The sequence below is a fragment of the Croceitalea dokdonensis DOKDO 023 genome (assembly GCF_001306415.1).
In the GTDB taxonomy this organism is placed as follows: Bacteria; Bacteroidota; Bacteroidia; order Flavobacteriales; family Flavobacteriaceae; genus Croceitalea; species Croceitalea dokdonensis.
The window spans coordinates 88,507-106,321 of the sequence record NZ_LDJX01000004.1 but is presented as its reverse complement, the minus strand read 5'-3'; the positions used below and the strand labels follow the sequence as shown (position 1 = coordinate 106,321).

The following is a 17,815-nucleotide window of genomic DNA, read 5'->3' as shown; positions in this document are numbered from 1 at the left end:
TTAAGATAGGTACGGCGTAAGAACATATTACTGGTGGTTGAAGCCATCTGCAAGGTTCTGGAATTTTAAAGGCCTTGCTTATGTGTTGTAACTATGTTTAATTCAGACTTTAGTAAATAAAACATCCAGGAATGTCATCCGTGCGCATTGCTATAGTGAACATGGAACATGCTAGCTGATTACACTTTCCTTGCCAATGGCATAGTTTCTTTCCTTGCCAAAACTACCGTATGGCTTAACGTTTAAATTTTGCCTTAAACGATGTAATTGGGCATATCTGTGGTAAACACTCAATGCGTTAAGATAACAAACCTTTAGACCCTTGGTGCCATCAAGAAATCCAAACCTACAGACAAAGTTGTACGTAAATCGCCAAATGGGTTTGATAAGTAATTTTAGGACACTGGAAGTTTCCCCTTTTTGCAGCCTTTCTTGTGCCTGTAATTGGCCATAGCACAACATTTTTCTTTTGTAGTCGTCAAAATTTTTAAAACAATAATGCTCAAGTTTGGTTTTTAGACTTTTTGAGGTGCCGTTGACATCAAGGGATTCATGAACCAATTTGTTATCCACGAACTTCACCTTACTTTTTCTGAACAACCTGTGGTTTTTGTCGGTTTGCCAACCGCTAAAGTGGAGCGGTGCACCTTGGTACATAAACTGCCTGTAGAAATAGTAGGCCTCTGCGGCATTCTTATTGGCTATAGTTTGCAGGATTTCTTCTCTTAGTTGGGCATTGACCACTTCGTCGGCATCAACAAAAAGAATCCAATCATTATTGGCCTGTTGTAGCGCAAAAGCCTTCTGGTCCGTGTAGTTTTTAAAAGGGCGTTGAACTACCTTTACCTTTTTATGCGACAAAAGGTATTCATAGGTGCCATCTGTACTGAATGAATCCACCACAATAATTTCATCGGCAAAGCCAATGGATTCAATACACCTTTCAATATATCCAATTTCATTGTAGGTGATGATCAATGCGGTTATGTTGTTCTTAGGCGTCAATGGCAGCTATTTTAATGATGTACGCCTGTAGCTAACGGAAAAAAGAAGGTTTTGGTATATTTTCCTACAATTTTATACCGCTACATCATATTCGCGGAGCGCATCGTTCAAAGATGTTTTTTTATTGGTGCTTTCCTTCCGTTTGCCAATGATCAAAGCGCAAGGCACTTGGTATTCCCCAGCGGCAAAGCGTTTGGTATAACTACCAGGAATAACAACGGAACCTGCGGGTACCGCTCCTTTGGTTTCCACTGGCTCTTTTGCGGTAACATCAATAATTTTGGTAGAAGCGGTCAATACCACGTTGGCTCCCAATACGGCTTCTTTCCCTACTTTAACGCCCTCTACGACAATGCAGCGTGAGCCTATGAATGCGTTGTCCTCAATAATGACCGGTGCCGCTTGCAAAGGTTCCAAAACCCCGCCAATACCAACGCCACCACTTAAATGAACGTTTTTGCCAATCTGTGCGCAACTGCCCACGGTGGCCCAAGTGTCCACCATTGTGCCCTCATCCACGTAAGCCCCTATATTCACATAACTGGGCATAAGTATGGTGCCCTGGGAAATATACGCACCATGCCTTGCAACGGCATGGGGTACAACGCGTATCCCCTTTGCCTCATAGCCTCGTTTCAAAGGAATTTTGTCATGGTATTCAAAAATGCCCGCTTCCAAGGTTTCCATTTTCTGAATAGGAAAATATAGTACTACCCCCTTTTTGACCCATTCATTGATTTGCCATCCGTTGGCAGTGGGTTCGGCACAACGCAGTTTACCATCGTCCAATAAGGCAATCACCTCCCTTATGGCTTCTTGTGTTGTTGCCTCCTTTAACAATTCCCGTTGTTCCCAAGCTTTTTCTATGATATCCCTTAGCGCATCCATGATTGTAAAAATTTTTGCGAAGATAGGGTGCATTCCACGATATCCCAGTTCAATTTACAGGCATAACAATTTATAGGTTATTTTTGCCAAAAATTCAGATTTGGCAAGGATTCTAGCGTTGGATTATGGTAAGGTAAGAACGGGCATTGCCGTAACCGATGAACTACAGATCATAGCTTCTGGACTAACCACGGTGGCCACTAGCGAGTTGCCCCAATTTTTAAGAAAATATTTGGCCACCGAGGATGTGGAACGTATTGTAATAGGGGAACCCAAGCAAATGGATGGCACCCCGTCAACATCCGAGGCCTTAATGCAACCCTTTATTGCCAAATTGGAAAAATGGTATCCCAACATACTGGTAACCAGGCAAGACGAGCGTTTTACCTCAAAACTGGCGTTTGACTCCATGCTGGCATCGGGTTTGGGCAAAAAAAAACGAAGTAATAAGGCCTTGGTGGATGAAATTAGTGCCACCATCATTTTGCAAGATTATCTAAACAGAAAGTAGGGTGGTGGGTATCGTGGACCTTGAGGTATTTCTCAAACGGAAAATAAGGCAGTATTTTAAAGTGTATTTTGACAGTCGTGAGCAACGCTCCCTATTCAATAAGGATTTTGTGATTGTGAGTCGTAACTGCTGGGGTAGCCAAATTTACCAACAGCTCAATATACCCTATAACACCCCTTTTATTGGTTTGTTTTTCTACGGACCCTGTTACATGAAACTGTTAAAGGATTTTGACCGTTACATGGGCGTGGACCTTAATTTTATTCCTGTTTCTAAGTACAAAGATGCAAAAAACGACTACCCGATTGGTGTATTGGACGATATCGAAATCCATTTTCAGCATTATAGCAACGAGGATGAGGCCCGCAGCAAATGGAACAGAAGAAAAAAACGTATGCTTTTGCAGCAGAACAAGAATCACTATTTCTTTATGATTTGTGACCGTAGGGGAGTGACTTCAGAAGACTTGACGGATTTTCATGGCCTGCCGTTCAAGAACAAAGTTTCCTTCTCCATTAACCCCATGCTTGGCGAAAAAACGGAAGAACATATTATCTTGCGCCAGCAAAGTAACGATAAAAGGACTTTTGCCGTAAATGGAAAGAAGCTGTATAAGTTAACCTTTCTTTATTTTGATGTGATACAATGGTTAAATACCGGCAAGATTCAACGAACCCGATTTAAGTAAGTACCTATGATTTTACCAATTGTTGCCTATGGCGATACTGTTTTGAGAAGAAAGGCGAAGGCAATTACTGAAGACTACCCCAATATCAACGATTTAATCCATAATATGTGGGAGACCATGTACAATGCCAGCGGCGTTGGCCTAGCGGCACCACAAGTTGGTTTGCCCATTAGGCTGTTTGTGATAGATGCTACGCCCTTTGCCGATGATGAAGAGCTTACCAAAGAAGAACAGGATGCGCTACATGGATTTAAAAAGGTGTTCATCAACGCCCAGATAGAAGAGGAAGCGGGTGAGGAGTGGGCCTTTAATGAAGGTTGTTTGAGTATCCCGGATATCCGGGAAGATGTGCATAGAAAGGATACTATCACGATTTCCTATCAAGATGAAAATTTTAAGAACCACACAGAAACCTACACAGGACTTGTAGCGCGCGTCATCCAGCATGAGTACGATCATATAGAGGGTATCCTGTTTACGGACAAACTGTCTTCACTCAAAAAACGACTTCTTAAAAACAGGCTGCAAAAAATTTCCAAAGGAAAAATAAGCGTGGATTATAAAATGCGCTTTCCCGATGCCAAAAAAGTAAGGTAACGGGCAACGGTAGCTAAAAGATTCCTATAACTTTGCAACGTTAAAACACAGATATGGCTTTGGATAAAATATTATCTATTGGAGGTAAACCGGGATTGTACAAATTGTTGACCCAAACTAGGGCTGGTTTTGTTGGTGAGTCCTTGTTGGACGGAAAACGGGTAACCGTAGGGTTGCGCAACAATGTGAGTGTGCTATCAGAGATTGCCATTTATACCTTGGAAGAGGAGGTGCCATTGAAAGAGGTATTTCAAAAAATCAAGGAAAAGGAAAATGGGGGCAAAACGTCCATTGGCCATAAGGAGGAAAAAATAAAGTTAGAAGAATACTTTTTTCAAGTTCTGCCCAACTATGATGAAGACCGGGTCTATGCCAGTGACATCAAAAAAATCATCCAATGGTATAATATCCTTCACGACCATGGAATTGTAGATTTTGTGGAAAATGATAAGGAAGAAGTGGTTGCCGATACCAAAGTTGAAACCACTGCCGACAGCGAAGAAGAATAGACCACCTGGCCATTTACCGCTTATCTTTAAATTTTACCGTCCAATTTTCGGGTAGTTTTGGTTACCTTACAGGCAAAACCAAAATCAAACACTCCCTATGAAAGTTGCTATCCAAGTTTTACGTGCGCTGTGCTGTTTACTAGTATGTGTGTGCACTGCCCATGCGCAAAAGGCTACCCAAGATACCATCAAAAAAGCCACCAAGGAACTGCCATTAGAGCCAGAAAGAAACCTACAGTATACTACTGAGGAAGGTACTTGGATCTCATTGGATGTGAGTCCTGATGGCCAGACCATTGTTTTTGATTTGATGGGCGATTTGTACACCTTGCCCTTAACCGGCGGAAAGGCGACAGCCTTAACCTCAGGGATGGCCTATGAGGTGCATCCCAGGTTTAGTCCGGATGGGAAATCATTGGTTTACATTTCTGACAAGAGCGGGTCTGATAATATTTGGACGATGAATTTGGGCACCATGGAGGAAAAGCAGATTACCGAAGACAAAAAACACAATTTCTTTTCCGCGGCCTGGACACCAGATGGCAATTATATCGTTGGGGTAAAAGGAAGGCGCAGCATCAAACCCCACATCTATCACAAGGACGGTGGCTCTGGCAGTCAGCTGGTTATTGAACCCAAGAATATTAAGTTAATAGACCCTGCTTTCTCCGCGGACGGAAAGCTGCTTTACTTCTCACAGCGAAACGGTGCTTGGAACTATAATGCCCAGTTGCCCCAATACCAAATTGCCACCTACGATATGGAGGATGCGGACTTGGCCACTATTACCTCAAAATATGGGTCTGCATTTACCCCAACCTTATCGCCGGACGGTAAGTGGCTGGTGTACGGCACCCGTTATGAGGCCGAAACGGGCTTAGTGCTAAGAAACCTAATTACGGGAGATGAAGCTTGGTTGGCGTACCCCGTGCAGCGGGACGAACAAGAGTCCATTGCGCCTTTGGGGGTATTGCCCGCCATGGCCTTTACCCCGGACAGCAAAGAGCTCATTGTATCCTACGGGGGTAAAATACACCGCATATCCGTTGCGGAGAAGGTAGCCACGGAAATTCCATTTTCTGTAGATGTAAATCTTGATTTGGGGCCTCGTTTGGCCTTTAAATACCCTATTACCGATGCACCGGAAGCCTTTGCCACCCAGATAAGAAATGCCAAACCATCTCCTGATGGTTCCAAATTGGCTTTTACCGCATTAAACCGTCTTTACGTAATGGATTACCCCAACGGCACGCCCAAAAGACTCACCAAAAACAATTTTATAGAAGCGCACCCCTCATGGTCACCAGATGGAAAGCAGATTGTATTTACGACTTGGGAGACCGATGGTGGCCATGTATACAAAGTGAATGTTACCGGAGCGCAGCGCATCACAAAATTAACGGAGTCCAAGGGAATTTATACCTATCCGGAATGGTCTTACCAAAAAGACCGTATTGCCTTTCTTCGCGGTAGTGCCCAGGTATTCCAAGATTTAGTGGGACCGTTATCTGGCCGTACGGCCGAGGATTTGGTATGGGTAAATGCCAATGGCGGACCCGTACAGTTCATTGATAAGGCCAAGGGGAGGACACGACCCCATTTTACAAAAGTAGATGACAGAATCTACCTTTTTGAAGCTGATAGGGGCTTGCTTTCCATCCGTTGGGACGGCTCTGACCAAAAAGAGCACCTAAAGCTAAAGGGCATTGTTACCTTTGGCTCCCAAGATATTTTTCATGATGCCTTTGGGGGTCATGACATCCTATCAAGCCCAAAAGGCAATGAAGAGCCCAACGATTCCTCCTCAGAACCCGAAGAGATACGCATAGCCCCGGACGGAACATCGGCCTTGGCCAAAATCAATAATGACATTTATCAAGTAATCATTCCCAAGTATGGACAAACCCCTACCATCTCACTGGCAAAGGCGGAAAAAGCGGCTTTTCCAGCGGTTAAACTAACAATCATGGGTGGGGAGTTTCCGGTTTGGTCTTCAAATGGCAAGCAGATTCACTGGTCATTGGGGGCAAGCTATTTCAGTTACGATTTGGAAGCGGGTCAAAAATTCAGGGATAGTCTGGCCGCTGCAAAAAGTAAGGAAAAGGCAGTGGAAAAAGAAAAGGAACAACCAGATTCCACAAAAACAAAAAAAGAGAAAGATATAAAGGATAACGAAAATGCCTTTAGGGCCACAGAACTAGCCATAAAAGTACCTTACCTAAAGGATATTCCCAAAGGGGATGTATTGCTCAAAGGGGCACGGTTGATTACCATGGCAGGTAAGGAAATTATTGAAAAAGGGGATATTTGGATACACAATAACCGCATTAAACAATTGGGCATTTCTGGCAGCATACTGGTATCAAAGGAAACAAAGGTAATTGATGTCAGCGGTAAGACCATTATTCCAGGCTTTGTGGATACCCATGCCCATATGCGGCCCGCTTGGGGCATCCATAAAAATCAAGTGTGGTCTTATACGGCAAACTTGGCCTACGGAGTTACCACCACCAGAGATCCACAGACGGGAACCACGGACGTGCTCACCTATTCGGATATGGTGGAATCTGGGCAGTTAAAAGGCCCTAGAATCTATAGCACCGGTCCTGGGTTGGGCTTTTGGTTCTACCAACTTACCAGTCTTGAGCAGACCAAAGAGGTGCTTAAACAGTACAGTAATTATTTTGATACCAAAACCATAAAAATGTACTTAGTGGGCAATCGCCAACAGCGGCAATGGGTCATTGAAGCATGCAAGGAGCTAAAATTGATGCCGACCACAGAAGGTGGCCTTGACTTTAAATTAAACATGACCCAATTGCTGGACGGCTATCCCGGGCATGAACATTCTTTTCCCATTTACCCTATTTATAAGGATGTGCTACACGCCGTGGCCACATCACAAATGGCGGTAACCCCCACATTATTGGTATCCTACGGAGGGCCTTGGGCAGAAAATTACTATTATTCACGGGAAGATGTTTGGGGAGATGAAAAATTGCAGCACTTTACCCCCTATAGTGATTTGGCTAGAAAGTCAAGAAGAAGGCCGGGCTGGTTTATGGAGGAAGAGCATGTTTTTAAAAAACACGCTGCCTTTATGAAAGCGTTGGTAGAGGCCAATGGTATCGCAGGCATTGGTAGCCATGGGCAATTGCAAGGCCTTGGTTTTCATTGGGAGCTTTGGAGCGTGGCAAGTGCTGGAATGGAGCCCCATGATGCCCTGCGCATTGCCACCATCATTGGGGCAGAGGCCATTGGACTGGATGGTGACTTAGGGAGCTTGGAAGCCGGCAAAGTGGCAGATATCCTAGTTTTGGACAAAAATCCCTTAGAAGATCTCAGAAACACCAATACCCTTAGCCATGTGATCAAGAACGGAAAGATTTACGAGGCCGATACCCTAAACGAGATTTGGCCAGAGCAGAAAGAGGCCGGTGAATTTAGATGGCAGACCAAAAAACCAGAGGGTTTGCCAGGGATAAAGTAGTGAGGTTGTCCAATTATGGTGTGCGGTTTATATGAGCTAAGTGGACGATTTGTTTAATTTGTTTGTTTCAAGCCTAGCTTGCAAATCATAAGGAATAAACTGCAAAGGTATATTTGAAATAAACGTATAACAATAAAGTCGCTTATCGCAATAGAAGATTGGGAGCAGACAGTCATATGGATAAAGGGGGCAATACCTTTAGGTCCTATCCTTTCATTATTATAATGGATTAGAAAAAGGCCAAACAGCGGAAGCAAAACGGTGTGGAAAGGAGGACAACCTAAATTTGGACTAAGCATCCCTTGAATCCAATTCTGTAATCCAAAGACATGAAAATTCTACCGGGCTTTCAATTTAAAAAAACCAATTAGACTAGTCTTTTTCAATGATAGTAGTTGTATCCCATGGAATTAACGCTGATGGGTAGTAGTTGACCTTCATCCGTTCCAGAAAAGGAGCTTGTTTGGCAAGCCTGGCCTTATACCCGTCCCAATTCCTAACTTCCTGGGCAGACCAGCCCAACTCCGAGTACCCAATGGCCCTGGGAAAGGCCAAATATTCCAGTTCTGCGGAATTGCTTATGGTTTCTGACCACAAAGGGGCCTCAATACCTAAAATGGAAGACGGGTCAATTCCTTCATAATACTCTGGCGACCAACGGTAGGCAGTGTCCACGGGAATGTAAGCGGCCCAAGTAAGCCCATGCTTGGATAGTGAATCGTATTTCATATCCAAATAGGCCTTTTTTGCAGGTGACATGATTATTTGCATCCCTTTTATCGTGGCGGTTTTTGCATTTTTGGTGCTTGACCAGAACTGGGCAATGGATGTGGAGTCAACCCTTGCATTGGCCACCTCATCCCAACCTATCATTCGCTTGCCATGTTTTTGAACAATTTTTTCAACCCGCTCCACAAAGTAATTGTAGTCCTTTTTCTTGGTAACAAGGCTTTCGTCACCACCAATATGGAAATACGGGCCGGGAGTAAGCGCTGAGATTTCACGGACCACATCATCAATAAAGCTATAAACGGTATCTTTTCCGGTGTCAAAGGTGCTAAAGCCTACCCTGGTGCCAGTATAGGGTTTAAGGGGCTTTCCGTTTCCATTTAAAATAGGATAAGATAGGGAAGCGGTATTGGTATGTCCGGGCATATCAACCTCTGGTACTATGGTCATATGGTGCTTCGCGGCATATTGCACCAGAGTGGTATAATCTGCTTGTGTGTAAAAACCGCTAGCTCCACCACCTACCTCTGTTTTACCGCCAACCTCGGTAAGTTTTGGCCAGGATTTAATTTCAATGCGCCATCCTTGGTCGTCCGTTAGATGAAGGTGAAGTGTGTTAATTTTGTAATACGCTAAAACATCAATAAATTTTTTCACCTCCTCTACACTAAAGAAATGCCGCGCCACGTCCAACATAATGCCACGGTATTTAAAATTAGGTTCATCCAAAATCTTTCCTGTGGGTACGGGCCAAATAGGTTGTGCGTTCAGGGTATCATTACTTTTTTCAGGAATAACCTGGCGTAAGGTTTGTACGCCCCTAAAAGCACCCTCGTTGGTCTTGGCGTTTAGGATTATGGTATCCTTTGAAATATAAAGTTGGTAGCCTTCTGGTGAGTCTACCGCCAGTTCATCACTTTGGTTGATGAAAATCATACGTTCCAAGGTTTCTTCTTGGGTATCATTCACTGCCAAGCGAAGTCCTGTTTTTTCAGAAATCTTTTCTGACAAATAGTTGGCCACGCCCTCTATACCACTTTCAGTGGATGAGGTGTAAATACCAGTGTATTGGTCTAGTGCAAACGCGGAGTGGGTGGGTGTTATCTTTTTGGGAATGGGGATTATTGGCGCTTTGGCCAAATCTGTTTTGGGTAATTGGAGCTCAGGCTTGGGGTGCTGACAAGCAGTAAGAAAAAACAAAATTAGGGTTGTGGCCATGCTGCCTTTGGTCCAGGTTAATCCTCGTGTCATGGGTTGGTAATTTTGGATATTCTAAAAATTAAACGTTCTAAACTTTACTAATGAATCTTATGATTCCAAAAAATGGCTCTCCAGTCTAAGGGATAAATGGTTTTATCTGTTGGTACCATAGTTGGTAGCCCTTACTATTCATGTGTAGGCCATCCTCAATAAAAATATCCCTACGCACCCGTCTCCCTTCTAGCATGACGTTCCAAACATCTGCAAACTGTAGCTTTGGGTTTTTGGACGCTAGTTTCTGAAATTTACGATTCAATCTTTTGTAGCGCCTTTTCCATTTCCATCTGGCAATACTGGGTTTGGCAGAAATCCATACAATTTGCGTATCTGGTAACAGGGTATGGATATTGGTGATGACCTTTTGCCCTGTGGCAATGATTTCTTTGGGTCTTTTCATGGCGGCTATGTCATTATCCCCTTCATAAATAAAAACTTTTTTAGGCCGATATTTTAAGACCAGCGGTTCTAGGTGATATAGTAAGTCATGGGTTTGGGAGCCACCAAAACCGGAATTCAGGATTTGGTGCTGGGGAAAGCGTTGCTGGAGATCTTTCCAAAAACGGATGCTACTACTTCCGGTAAACAAAATGGTTTCCCTGTTTGCATCCCATAACGAATCGTTTTTTGCGACTAGGGCCTCCACTTCTTCCTGAAAAGGACTTTGGGCTGTACCACAAGTTATAAATCCGAATAAAAAAAGGAAGAGGTAATTTTTCATTTTAGAGACGTTTTAATCAATGATTCGGCCACGGCCCACTCATAAAAGCGTTCTATCCAGCTATCGGCGGGCAGGTTTTGCTTTCGCATTCCAAAACCATGTCCACCTTTGGCATACATATGTAACCCCACGGTTTTCTCCATCTTAAGATAGGAATTGTAAATAGCGATACTGCCCTTGGCAAGCCCCAAGGGGTCATCCGTGGCGCAGATAATTAAAGCAGGAGGGGCGTTGGATTTAATGGGTTGTACTGGAAGGGCGCTAGTCCAGGTATAAATAGGGACTATAAAATCCGGTCTGTTAGTGGCGTTATAACGGTAAGACACCCCCATGGTAACCGCGCCGCCGGCCGAGAATCCCATAAATCCTATTTTATCTGGTTGTATATCATATAAGTCGGCATTTTCTCGAACATGAGCCACGGCATTTAGCCCGTCCTGCACAGAAAAAGGAAGTATTTTGGCTACCTGGGCTTCCATCTTTTCTGGATGTTCTGCCCAAATCTTGGAAATTTCCGCTACACCGTCCTTGCCCGTCGGAACCAAACGATACTTTAAAACAAATGCCGTAATGCCTTTTTTTACCAACCATTCTGCCACCCAATTTCCTTCACTATTGATACTGTGGGCATAAAGTGCGCCACCAGGGGCAATAATCACTGCCGTACCCGTGCGGATGGAGGCTTCTGGTTGGAAAACCTGCATGCTTGGATTAGAGACATTGGTGACCACATCGGTTTGCCAAATGTCTGAGTAGTAGCTTTTTTCCTTATGTATCCAAGTTACGCCCTCTATGGGTTCATGGGGCAGTTCTATCACTTGTTGCGACGCTAGGACAGCAGAGCACACGCATAGAATTAAGGTGAAAAATAGCTTCATCTTAGGTAGTTTCGGTTTCCACATTCGGTGCTCTTCTTTTAATTAACCATAGTCCAAAAAAGGTCAGAAGCCCATTTAAAGGCAGTAGTTCATACCCCAGTACATAACCGCCCAAATACGCTTTGTCTACACCCGCAATAAGGGCAATGGTGATGACGGACAATACGCTCACCAACCAAACCCACTTATCATGGATTTGATGCTTGGTAAAGATGCCAAAGGCAAAAAGACCCAATAACGGACCGTAAGTGTAGCCCGCCACGGTCAATAAACTGTCTATTACATTACTGTTAAGGATATATTTAAAGGCAATGATTACAAGTACCAAGGCAATGCTCATCCAAATATGGGTCTGTTTTCTAATGCGTTTTTGAGCTTTGGCCTCTCTTTTTTCCAGATTGAGGAAATCTACACAAAAGGATGTGGTAAGGGAGGTTAAGGCACTATCCGCACTGCTGTACGCAGCTGCAATAAGCCCCAACATAAAGGTAACGGAAAGCCCAAGTCCCAAACCGCTGTTAAGGGCAATTTCTGGGAACAGAAGGTCGGTTTTGGTCTGGCCATCCATCAATGGAATGTTGATATCGTTCTTTTTGGCGTACATAAAGAGTAGGGCTCCAAGCAGCATAAACAATAAGGTGACGACGACCAGCACAAAACTGAAGGAAACCATATTTTTTTGAGCGTCCCTTAGGTTTTTGCAAGTCAGGTTTTTTTGCATCATATCTTGGTCAAGGCCCGTCATACAAATGGTAACAAACATGCCGCCCACAAAGGATTTTATAAAATGGTTTCTGGCAAGGAAATCATCGGTATAAAAAACGGTACTGTATTCTTTTAGTGCGTCCGAAGCTAAAAACTCCGAGAAGCTCCAATCCAATTCTTGGTTGATAAGAATGATGGATAAGATTACCGCCGCAATCATAAAAGCAGTTTGTAGGGTGTCTGTCCAAACAATGGTTTTGATTCCCCCGCGGTTGGTATATACCCAGATTAGGGCAATGGAAATGATTACCGTAATTTCAAAAGGGATACCAAAAGCATCAAACACAAATTGTTGCAATACAATGGCCACTAAATACAAACGGAAGGCAGCGCCCAACACCCGGGAGACAAAAAAGAAAAAGGCCCCAGTTTTATGGCTTACTGTTCCAAACCTAGACCGCAAATACTCGTAAATAGAGGTAAGGTTGAGTTTGTAGTAAATGGGCAACAATACAAAAGCCACTACAAAATACCCTACCAAATAGCCAAGCACCACCTGAAAGTAGGCAAATTTGGAATCCTCTACCCAACCGGGCACTGATATAAAGGTAACCCCGGAAAGGGAGGCCCCAACCATGCCAAAGGCAACGAGGTACCATGGAGACTGCTTTCCAGCTTTAAAAAAATCCACATTGGAGTCGTTTTTGCCCGTTAAATAGGAAATCAGCAGCAATACTAAAAAATAGCCTACAATCAATAGTAAAATCTGCGTGGCGGTCATGTTCCAATTTTAAACGGAAAGATACAAAGAAGATGATTGATGAAATGAAAATTGTAATTTTACGGGGTTAAATGGTACTATGGAATATGCTTCAAAACTTTTGGCGAACGCAGTTTATGAAATATCACAACTTCCAGGTATTGGAAAGCGCACGGCGCTGCGCTTGGCACTACACCTGTTAAAACAACCAGAGCAGCAAACCGTGGCACTTGCAGACGCGCTGATAAAGTTAAGGACAGAGATTGCCTATTGTAAAAGCTGTTTTAATATTTCGGACAGTACCGTCTGCGAAATCTGTGCCAACCCAAAACGTGATGAAGGTCTGATTTGTGTGGTGGAGGACATCCGGGATGTAATGGCCATAGAAAACACCTCACAATATCAAGGCTTGTACCATGTGCTCGGAGGTAAAATTTCGCCAATGGATGGGGTAGGGCCACAAGATTTGAATATTGGCGCCTTGGTGCAAAAAGTAAAGGACGGAAAGGTGCGGGAGCTAATTTTTGCGCTTAGCTCCACGATGGAGGGCGATACCACCAATTTCTACATCTACAAACAATTAGATGGTTTGGATATCGTTACCTCTACCATAGCAAGGGGGATATCCGTTGGTGACGAATTGGAATATGCGGATGAAATTACTTTAGGTCGCAGTATTTTAAACAGGGTTCCATTTGAGAACTCCATGAAGGCAAACTAAAGTTGCGTTAAATTTAACGATACGCTCATTTTTATAGTATTTTTGCAAAATATTACCTACAAAAGACACGTTAATTAAGAATATGTCAAAGTTTGAATTAAAATTACCGCAAATGGGAGAAAGCGTTGCAGAAGCGACGCTGACAACTTGGTTAAAGGAGGTTGGAGATACCATAGATTTGGACGAGGCCGTATTTGAAATTGCCACCGATAAGGTAGATTCAGAGGTTCCGAGTGAGGTAGAAGGTACGTTGGTTGAAAGACGATTTCAAGTTGATGACGTTATTAAGGTAGGGGAGGTAGTCGCAGTGATTGAGATAGAAGGGGAAACCACTGATACTTCCCAATCAGATAGCGCAGATAATGCTGTAGAAAACATTACGGAAGCCGAGGCGGCACCGGCAGTGGCCGTTTTGGAAAAGGAAGTAGCCGCTGTAAGAGAGCGCACTACTGGCCTAAAACAAGAGTTTTCAGAAGCAAAACGCTTTTATTCCCCTTTGGTGAAGAATATTGCACAAAAAGAAGGAATAAGCTTGGAAGAGTTGGACACCATACCTGGTACTGGAAATGAAGGTAGGGTAACCAAAAATGATATTTTAGGCTACGTTGCCAGCAAAATGGATACCCAACAGGAGAAAGCTAAAGTTCCCGAGGTCCCAAAACAAGTTGCAGGTACCGCCTCGGATACAAGTGTGCTAACGGAAAAACCGATGGAACCCAAGAAGGAACCACAGCAGAATCCTGTCAACCTTTCGGTAGCCCAAGGAGATGAGGTAATTCCATTGTCAAGAATGGGCAAACTTATTGCCCATCATATGATAGAAAGTGTCTCTACCTCTGCACACGTGCAAAGCTTTATTGAGGTAGATGTTACCAATTTGGTCAATTGGCGCAATAAGATAAAGCAATCTTTTGAGTCCCGTGAAGGGGAAAAACTGACCTTTACCCCTATTTTTTTGGAAGCCGTTGCGGTGGCATTAAAAAAGCATCCGATGATTAATATTTCCCTGCAGGGGGATAAGGTCATCAAAAAGAAGAATATCAACATTGGTATGGCCGCTGCATTGCCTGACGGGAATTTAATAGTTCCCGTAATTAAAAATGCCGACCAATTGAATATGGTGGGCATGGCCAAAGCGGTTAACGATTTGGCCACTAGGGCAAGAAACAATGCCTTAAAACCAGATGAAATTAAGGATGGTACATATACCGTGACCAATGTGGGCACCTTTGGAAGTGTATTTGGGACCCCAATCATTAACCAACCACAAGTTGGTATCTTGGCTTTGGGGGCTATCCGGAAAATGCCCGCGGTCATAGAAACTCCGGAAGGTGATTTTATTGGGGTTCGCAGTAAAATGTTTCTTTCCCACAGTTATGACCATAGGGTGGTCAATGGTGCGTTAGGGGGAATGTTCATTAAAACCATAGCACAGTATTTAGAAGAATGGGACATGAATAGAGAAATCTAACGGTTTAAGGAACTTTTACGCTTTACTTTTCTACTTTTACCCCATAGTTAAAGAACTATACTATTGTTTGGGAAAGCTTACTTGATGAGATTGCCTCTGGTGTATGCCGATAGCAAACAGTAAGTTTTGTTTTGTTATACCCTAATATTGTCATAAATACCTAATTGCTGTTTCATGAATTTACAACTCACCAAGCCCATTTGTTTTTTTGATTTGGAAACAACCGGTACCAATGTGGCCAAAGACAGGATTGTGGAAATTTCTATTTTAAAGATATTCCCCAATGGAAATAAAGAGAGCAAAACTTGGTTGGTAAATCCAGAAATGCCCATTCCCAAAGAAGTGGTGGCCGTTCATGGAATTTCTGATGAACGCGTGGCCAATGAACCAACGTTTAAAGAGCTGTCCAAGGAGATTTATGGAATGATTAAGGATAGTGATTTAGCAGGCTTTAATTCTGACCGATTTGATATTCCCTTGTTAGCCGAGGAAATGTTGCGAGCCGATGTGGATTTTGACATGAAGCATATGGTCTCCGTAGACGTCCAGACTATTTTTCATAAGATGGAGAAGCGCACCCTTGGGGCCGCCTACAAGTTTTATTGTGATAAAAACTTGGAAGATGCCCATAGTGCAGAAGCAGATACCATGGCCACTTATGAGGTGCTGTTGTCACAATTGGATAGGTATCCAGAGCTGGAGAACAACGTTAAAAAACTCGCTGAGTTTACCACAAGAAAACAATCATTGGATTTTGCTGGCTTTATTGGGGTCAACAAGGAAGGGGAGCCTATCTTTGCCTTTGGGAAACATAAGGGTAAAACGGTAGATGAGGTCATGGAAAAAGAACCTGGTTATTTTGGATGGATTTTAAATGCAGATTTTCCCTTATACACCAAAAAAGTGTTGACACAGCTTAAATTGAGCAAACTTAACAACAAGTTATCTTGAAACTAGTTCCGTTACTGTTTTTCCTATTGGCGTCTGCCGGATCTGCACAGAATGTTGATTTTGAGGGTACAGTGCTGGATGCAAAAACCAAAGTCCCATTACCCTATGTAAACCTGAGTTTTTTAGGTACGCTTAAAGGTACTTCCACCGGTGAAACAGGGGAGTTTTCCATTGAAATTTCCAAATCTTTACTAGAGGGTGAAATTCACATATCTTCCCTTGGTTACAAGGACACCATAGTTAACGCAGCCCAGCTTTACAAGGTAAGGCGTCTGCTTATGACAGAAGATGTTTTTGAATTAAACGAGGTGGTCATTAGCAAAGATTATGGTGCCTCAAAAGTTTTGAACCCAATTTTGAGCAGAGGGATCAGCAGTGGTTTTAATTCCTCCTCTACACCATGGATAGTTGCCCTTTACTTCCCCAACATAGGAGCGAGTAAAAAAAAGGTGGAAAAAGTCAATATTTTTTTTAGGGATAATCCCTATTTCAAAAGGGATAGGGCAAAGTTTAGGCTGCGTTTTTTTGGAGTGGATGCAACAACAAAAAAACCTTCTAAAGATTTAATACAAAAAAGTTTGGTCTTGGAAGCTGTAAAGGGGCAATCGTATACCACGATAGATTTGACAGGGCTTCAACTTCAAATACCTAGACAAGGAATGTTTGTGGGTTTGGAATGGTTGTTTGTGCCTTACAATTGGTATCCCAAAAGTGAAAAGGACCAAGTGACCCAGAAAAGCAAATTAGAGGATCGGTTTGCACCAACCTTTGGAGGGGTGTATTCCAAAAACTCCAATTTAAAGGTGATGGTATACGGAATGGGCCAATGGCAAGATTTTGAGGTTAGGTCTAAAATTCAGGGTCAACACCTTATCCCAGCCGTTTCCGTGAAAATCACAGAACATTGATGATAAAAAAACAGAAAGTAAATGAAATTGATTTGTATTGGCAGAAACTATGCCGACCATATTAGTGAGTTGGATAACGAAAGGCCCACAGAACCTGTGGTTTTTATAAAGCCAGATTCTGCCGTTTTACCTAAGGAGCAAGATTTTTATATTCCGGAGTTTACGGATGATGTGCACTATGAGGTTGAGGTACTCGTAAAAATTAAAAAAGTAGGGAAACACATAGCGAAGGAATTTGCGCATAAATATTATGATGAAATTGGTTTGGGGATAGACTTTACGGCAAGGGATTTGCAATCCAAACTAAAAGCGAAGGGACTACCGTGGGAAAAAGCAAAAGGTTTTGATGGCGCTGCCGTTATCGGTAGGTGGGAATCCAAGGAAAGGTATACAGATTTGAATGATTTGGGGTTTTCCTTGTTAAAGAATGGGGAAATTGTCCAGAATGCACGTACTAGCCTCATGCTGTGGAAGATAGACGAGCTAATTTCTTACGTTTCAACCTTCTTTACTCTTAAAAAGGGGGATATTTTGTTTACGGGTACGCCTGCAGGAGTTGGAAGAGTAATTACAAATGACTACCTTGAGGGTAAATTAGAAGGCGAACAAAACTTTTCCGTGCACATAAAATAATGATCTACAATCTTGATAAAATAAAGGAAATGGCTGAGGGAGACGAAGATTTTATCGTCTCCGTGGTATCCGTTTTTTTAGAGGAAGTGCCAGAAGACCTCAAGTCTTTGGAAGAAGCTATTGCTGCGAAGGATTATGACCAGGCCTATAAAATGGCTCACAAAATCAAACCCAATGTAGATCTTTTGGGAATGGAGCAAACTAGGGCCAATGCCCTGGAAATTGAGACATTGGGAAAATCTAAAGGCAATTTTAAAGAAATAGAGGTGCGTTTTCCCCTGTTGAAAACAGATATCCAACAAGTGATTTCTGAATTACGTAAAGACTTTTCGCTTTAAGCTCCTTCAAATTCCATTACTCACTTTTTTAGCCCAACGATGGCCCAACCGTAAA

17 protein-coding genes are annotated in these 17,815 nt (G+C 43.0%); 11 read left to right on the top strand and 6 right to left on the bottom strand.

Annotated features, from left to right (window positions below; translation table 11 throughout):
• Window positions 1–171: 171 nt before the first annotated feature.
• Together I595_RS09580 and I595_RS09575 are read right to left on the bottom strand one after the other, a co-directional pair.
• On the bottom strand, window positions 172–1,005 hold the full coding sequence (locus I595_RS09580; protein ID WP_083467562.1) for a glycosyltransferase family 2 protein: 834 nt from the start codon (window positions 1,003–1,005) through the stop codon (window positions 172–174).
• Window positions 1,006–1,077: 72 nt separating this feature from the next.
• Window positions 1,078–1,893 carry a 2,3,4,5-tetrahydropyridine-2,6-dicarboxylate N-succinyltransferase gene (locus tag I595_RS09575; protein ID WP_054559210.1) on the bottom strand — a complete coding sequence of 272 codons (816 nt, stop codon included), beginning with the start codon at window positions 1,891–1,893 and terminating at the stop codon, window positions 1,078–1,080.
• A 100-nt stretch (window positions 1,894–1,993) separates the two neighbouring features.
• Between I595_RS09575 and ruvX the strand changes: the two genes are divergently transcribed.
• The 5 genes from ruvX to I595_RS09550 all read left to right on the top strand — a co-directional run bounded on the left by ruvX (window position 1,994) and on the right by I595_RS09550 (window position 7,688).
• Window positions 1,994–2,404 (top strand): Holliday junction resolvase RuvX, encoded by a 411-nt coding sequence (gene ruvX, locus I595_RS09570; RefSeq protein WP_054559209.1) that lies wholly within the window; start codon window positions 1,994–1,996, stop codon window positions 2,402–2,404.
• A 1-nt stretch (window position 2,405) separates the two neighbouring features.
• The gene (locus tag I595_RS09565) at window positions 2,406–3,092 is read left to right on the top strand and encodes a DUF1919 domain-containing protein (protein WP_054559208.1); all 687 of its coding nucleotides are present in this window, start codon (window positions 2,406–2,408) and stop codon (window positions 3,090–3,092) included.
• A gap of 6 nt (window positions 3,093–3,098) precedes the next feature.
• Window positions 3,099–3,689: a peptide deformylase gene (def, locus tag I595_RS09560; RefSeq protein ID WP_054559207.1), complete on the top strand. Its 591-nt coding sequence runs from the start codon at window positions 3,099–3,101 to the stop codon at window positions 3,687–3,689.
• A 53-nt stretch (window positions 3,690–3,742) separates the two neighbouring features.
• Entirely contained in the window at window positions 3,743–4,198 is a 456-nt protein-coding gene (locus I595_RS09555) for a DUF5606 family protein (protein WP_054559206.1), read from the top strand.
• A gap of 97 nt (window positions 4,199–4,295) precedes the next feature.
• Window positions 4,296–7,688 carry an amidohydrolase family protein gene (locus I595_RS09550; protein ID WP_054559205.1) on the top strand — a complete coding sequence of 1,131 codons (3,393 nt, stop codon included), beginning with the start codon at window positions 4,296–4,298 and terminating at the stop codon, window positions 7,686–7,688.
• Window positions 7,689–8,060: 372 nt separating this feature from the next.
• On the opposite strand, the gene I595_RS09545 is transcribed toward I595_RS09550, so the two are convergent.
• From I595_RS09545 to I595_RS09530, 4 genes are all read right to left on the bottom strand, one after another.
• Window positions 8,061–9,668: a family 20 glycosylhydrolase gene (locus I595_RS09545; RefSeq protein WP_245628262.1), complete on the bottom strand. Its 1,608-nt coding sequence runs from the start codon at window positions 9,666–9,668 to the stop codon at window positions 8,061–8,063.
• 85 nt (window positions 9,669–9,753) lie between these two features.
• Window positions 9,754–10,395 (bottom strand): GDSL-type esterase/lipase family protein, encoded by a 642-nt coding sequence (locus I595_RS09540; RefSeq protein WP_054559204.1) that lies wholly within the window; start codon window positions 10,393–10,395, stop codon window positions 9,754–9,756.
• A complete protein-coding gene (locus I595_RS09535; RefSeq protein WP_054559438.1) occupies window positions 10,392–11,273 on the bottom strand; it encodes an alpha/beta hydrolase in 882 nt (293 codons plus the stop codon). Before I595_RS09535 ends, I595_RS09540 begins: the two co-directional genes overlap by 4 nt.
• A gap of 1 nt (window position 11,274) precedes the next feature.
• Window positions 11,275–12,759 carry a sodium:solute symporter gene (locus tag I595_RS09530; protein WP_054559203.1) on the bottom strand — a complete coding sequence of 495 codons (1,485 nt, stop codon included), beginning with the start codon at window positions 12,757–12,759 and terminating at the stop codon, window positions 11,275–11,277.
• Between the two features lie 79 nt (window positions 12,760–12,838).
• On the opposite strand from I595_RS09530, the gene recR reads away from it, so the two are divergent.
• From recR to I595_RS09500, 6 genes are all read left to right on the top strand, one after another.
• Window positions 12,839–13,459, top strand: coding sequence for a recombination mediator RecR (gene recR / locus I595_RS09525; RefSeq protein WP_054559202.1), 621 nt, complete (start codon window positions 12,839–12,841; stop codon window positions 13,457–13,459).
• An 82-nt stretch (window positions 13,460–13,541) separates the two neighbouring features.
• On the top strand, window positions 13,542–14,930 hold the full coding sequence (locus I595_RS09520) for a dihydrolipoamide acetyltransferase family protein (protein ID WP_054559201.1): 1,389 nt from the start codon (window positions 13,542–13,544) through the stop codon (window positions 14,928–14,930).
• A 174-nt stretch (window positions 14,931–15,104) separates the two neighbouring features.
• Entirely contained in the window at window positions 15,105–15,881 is a 777-nt protein-coding gene (locus I595_RS09515; RefSeq protein WP_054559200.1) for a 3'-5' exonuclease, read from the top strand.
• Window positions 15,878–16,789 carry a carboxypeptidase-like regulatory domain-containing protein gene (locus tag I595_RS09510; protein ID WP_054559199.1) on the top strand — a complete coding sequence of 304 codons (912 nt, stop codon included), beginning with the start codon at window positions 15,878–15,880 and terminating at the stop codon, window positions 16,787–16,789. The genes I595_RS09515 and I595_RS09510 overlap by 4 nt, the downstream gene beginning before the upstream one ends.
• Window positions 16,790–16,810: 21 nt before the next feature.
• Window positions 16,811–17,422 carry a fumarylacetoacetate hydrolase family protein gene (locus tag I595_RS09505; protein ID WP_054559198.1) on the top strand — a complete coding sequence of 204 codons (612 nt, stop codon included), beginning with the start codon at window positions 16,811–16,813 and terminating at the stop codon, window positions 17,420–17,422.
• Entirely contained in the window at window positions 17,422–17,760 is a 339-nt protein-coding gene (locus I595_RS09500; protein ID WP_054559197.1) for an Hpt domain-containing protein, read from the top strand. Before I595_RS09505 ends, I595_RS09500 begins: the two co-directional genes overlap by 1 nt.
• The last annotated feature ends 55 nt before the right edge of the window (window positions 17,761–17,815 follow it).

What these genes read in the sequence shown, in the direction of transcription:
- I595_RS09575 (WP_054559210.1), bottom strand. Translation starts at nt 1,893, where the DNA reads ATGGATGCGCTAAGGGATATCATAGAAAAAGCTTGGGAACAACGGGAA.
- def (WP_054559207.1), top strand. Translation starts at nt 3,099, where the DNA reads ATGATTTTACCAATTGTTGCCTATGGCGATACTGTTTTGAGAAGAAAG.
- I595_RS09555 (WP_054559206.1), top strand. Translation starts at nt 3,743, where the DNA reads ATGGCTTTGGATAAAATATTATCTATTGGAGGTAAACCGGGATTGTAC.
- I595_RS09550 (WP_054559205.1), top strand. Translation starts at nt 4,296, where the DNA reads ATGAAAGTTGCTATCCAAGTTTTACGTGCGCTGTGCTGTTTACTAGTA.
- I595_RS09545 (WP_245628262.1), bottom strand. Translation starts at nt 9,668, where the DNA reads ATGACACGAGGATTAACCTGGACCAAAGGCAGCATGGCCACAACCCTA.
- I595_RS09540 (WP_054559204.1), bottom strand. Translation starts at nt 10,395, where the DNA reads ATGAAAAATTACCTCTTCCTTTTTTTATTCGGATTTATAACTTGTGGT.
- I595_RS09535 (WP_054559438.1), bottom strand. Translation starts at nt 11,273, where the DNA reads ATGAAGCTATTTTTCACCTTAATTCTATGCGTGTGCTCTGCTGTCCTA.
- I595_RS09530 (WP_054559203.1), bottom strand. Translation starts at nt 12,759, where the DNA reads ATGACCGCCACGCAGATTTTACTATTGATTGTAGGCTATTTTTTAGTA.
- recR (WP_054559202.1), top strand. Translation starts at nt 12,839, where the DNA reads ATGGAATATGCTTCAAAACTTTTGGCGAACGCAGTTTATGAAATATCA.
- I595_RS09520 (WP_054559201.1), top strand. Translation starts at nt 13,542, where the DNA reads ATGTCAAAGTTTGAATTAAAATTACCGCAAATGGGAGAAAGCGTTGCA.
- I595_RS09515 (WP_054559200.1), top strand. Translation starts at nt 15,105, where the DNA reads ATGAATTTACAACTCACCAAGCCCATTTGTTTTTTTGATTTGGAAACA.
- I595_RS09505 (WP_054559198.1), top strand. Translation starts at nt 16,811, where the DNA reads ATGAAATTGATTTGTATTGGCAGAAACTATGCCGACCATATTAGTGAG.
- I595_RS09500 (WP_054559197.1), top strand. Translation starts at nt 17,422, where the DNA reads ATGATCTACAATCTTGATAAAATAAAGGAAATGGCTGAGGGAGACGAA.